The organism is Terrabacter terrae, from assembly GCF_039529575.1.
In the GTDB taxonomy this organism is placed as follows: domain Bacteria; phylum Actinomycetota; class Actinomycetes; order Actinomycetales; family Dermatophilaceae; genus Terrabacter; species Terrabacter terrae.
The window spans coordinates 1-2,714 of sequence record NZ_BAAANB010000181.1; the positions used below are offsets into that span (position 1 = coordinate 1).

The following is a 2,714-nucleotide window of genomic DNA, read 5'->3' on the forward strand; positions in this document are numbered from 1 at the left end:
GCGCGAAGGCCTCCTCGAGGGACCGGTCGCCGAGGTCGATGCCGACGACGGTCGTGCGCCGGCCGGACGGCAACGCGACCACCTCGTCACCGACGCGCACGACGCCCGAGGCCACCTGGCCGGCATACCCCCGGTAGTCGCGGTGCGTCTCGTCGCGGGCGGCACCCTGCGGCCGGATGACGAGCTGCACCGGCAGGCGGAAGGACTGGTGGACCGGGTCGTCGGACGGCGGGAGCGCCTCGAGGAGCTCGAGCAGGCTGGGACCGGCGTACCAGGGCGTGCGGACGGAGCGTTCCCCGACGTTGTCGCCGTCGAGGGCGCTGACGGGGATGACGGTGGCGTCGACGACCCCGAGCTCGCGGGCCACCGCCTGCACCTCGGACTCCACCCGGTCGTAGACCTCCGACGAGAAGTCGACGAGGTCGATCTTGTTGACCGCGACGACGACGTGGGGCACGCGCAGCAGGGCGGTGACGGCGAGGTGCCGACGGGTCTGCTCGAGCACGCCCTTGCGGGCGTCGACGAGGAGGACGACGACGTCGGCGGTCGAGCTGCCGGTGACCGTGTTGCGGGTGTACTGCACGTGACCGGGGCAGTCGGCGAGCACGAAAGACCTTGTCGCCGTAGCGAAGTAGCGGTAGGCGACGTCGATCGTGATGCCCTGCTCGCGCTCGGCGCGCAGGCCGTCGGTCAGCAGGGCGAGGTCGGCGGCGGTCAGCCCGCGGTCGCGGCTGACGCGCTCCACGGCGGCGAGCTGGTCGGAGAGGACCGACTTCGTGTCGTGGAGCAGGCGGCCGACGAGCGTCGACTTGCCGTCGTCGACCGAGCCGGCCGTGGCGAGGCGCAGGAGAGAGCCACCCATCAGAAATAGCCTTCCTTCTTGCGGTCCTCCATGGCGGCCTCGGAGATCCGGTCGTCGGCGCGCGTGGCTCCGCGCTCGGTCAGGGTCGAGGCGGCCACCTCGACGACGATCTCGGCGTTCGTGCGCGCCGGCGACTCGACCGCGCCGGTGCACGACATGTCGCCGACGGTTCGGTAGCGCACGAGGCGGGTCTCGACCGGCTCGTCGTCCCGCGGCTGGCTGTAGGGGCCGACGGCAAGCCACATGCCGTCTCGCCGGAACACCTCGCGCTCATGGGCGTAGTAGAGCGGGGCGAGCGGGATGCCCTCGCGCTCGATGTAGCGCCAGATGTCGACCTCGGTCCAGTTGCTGATCGGGAAGACCCGCACGTGCTCGCCGGGTCGGTGCCGGGGGTTGAACAGGTTCCACAGCTCGGGACGCTGGTTCTTCGGGTCCCACTGGCCGAACTCGTCACGGAGGGAGACGATCCGCTCCTTGGCGCGGGCCTTCTCCTCGTCGCGCCGGCCGCCGCCGAAGACCCCGTCGAAGCGGTTGTCGTGGATGGCGTCGAGCAGCGGCAGGGTCTGCAGCGGGTTGCGGGTGCCGTCGGCGCGCTCGCGCAGGCGGCCGTCGTCGAGGTAGTCCTGCACGCTCGCGACGACGAGCCGCAGGCCGAGCCGCTCGACGGTCTCGTCGCGGTAGGCGAGCACCTCGGGGAAGTTGTGGCCGGTGTCGACGTGCAGCACCGGGAAGGGGATCGGCGCGGGCCAGAAGGCCTTGGTCGCCAGGTGGAGCATGACGACCGAGTCCTTGCCGCCGCTGAAGAGCAGGGCGGGGCGCTCGAGCTCGCCGGCCATCTCGCGGATGACGAGGATCGCCTCGGCCTCGAGCGCGTCGAGCTGGCTCAGCCGCCGGTCGGCAGGCGTGGTGCGGTATGCCAGCCCGGGCGTCGCGTCAGTGGGCTCGCTGTCCGGAACGGCGTGGGTGTCAGTCCTGCTCACGGTCGTCGTCATGTGTGGAGTCCGCATTCGGTCTTGGCGAAGCCGGCCCAGCGGCCGGCACGGGGGTCCTCGCCGGGCTCGACCCGGCGGGTGCACGGCTCGCAGCCGATGGACGGGTAGCCATCGGAGAGAAGGGAGTTGACCTCGACCCGGTGCTCGGCGGCATACGCAAGCAGCTCGTCGAAGTCCCATGCGGCGAGTGGGTTGACCTTGACGAGCCCGTTCTTGTCGTCCCAGGTGACCAGGGGCGTGTCGCTCCGGGTGGGCGACTCCTCGCGGCGCACGCCGGTGACCCACGCCTCGTAGGCGGGGAGCGTCCGCGCGAGCGGCTCGACCTTGCGCAGCCGGCAGCAGAGCGCCGGGTCACGCTCGTGGAGGCGGGGGCCGTACTCCGCGTCCTGCTCGGCGACGGTCTGCCGCGGCAGGACGTCGACGACGGTGACCGGGAGGTCCTCGGCGACGATGGCCCGCGTCACCAGGGTGTCGGAGAAGTGGTAGCCGGTGTCGAGGAAGAGCACGTCGACGCCCGGCGCGTAGCGCGAGACGAGATGCGGCAGGACGGCATCCGCCATCGAGCACGCGACCGCGATGGACCCGCCGAAGTGGAAGGCGGCCCAGGCCGCGACCTCGTGGGCGGTCGGCTCGTGCTCGGGATCGGCGGCGAGCGTCTCGTTGAAGTCGTCGACGAGCGCCTTGAGCTCGGCCTCGCTGCGTCGCCTGCGCGGGACCTTCGGCGTGGCGAGGGGGACGCTGGTCACTGGAGGGCTCCTTCCTCGACGCGGTGGCTCCACTCGGCGAACCTCTCGCCGTCAGCGCGCTCGGCGACGTAGGTGCGCACGACCCGCTCGACGTAGTCGGGCAGCCGGCTCGCG

The 2,714-nt window shown here is 71.9% G+C and carries 3 protein-coding genes; all 3 read right to left on the reverse strand.

What is annotated here, in order from left to right; genetic code table 11:
• Positions 1 to 862 (reverse strand): sulfate adenylyltransferase subunit 1 (locus ABD194_RS20585; RefSeq protein WP_343995005.1); only part of this gene is annotated, 862 nt, incomplete at its 3' end.
• Positions 862 to 1,854 (reverse strand): sulfate adenylyltransferase subunit CysD, encoded by a 993-nt coding sequence (cysD, locus tag ABD194_RS20590; RefSeq protein WP_425580038.1) that lies wholly within the window; start codon positions 1,852 to 1,854, stop codon positions 862 to 864. The genes cysD and ABD194_RS20585, both read right to left, overlap by 1 nt.
• Positions 1,851 to 2,600 (reverse strand): phosphoadenylyl-sulfate reductase, encoded by a 750-nt coding sequence (locus ABD194_RS20595; protein WP_343995007.1) that lies wholly within the window; start codon positions 2,598 to 2,600, stop codon positions 1,851 to 1,853. Before ABD194_RS20595 ends, cysD begins: the two co-directional genes overlap by 4 nt.
• Positions 2,601 to 2,714 lie beyond the last annotated feature (114 nt).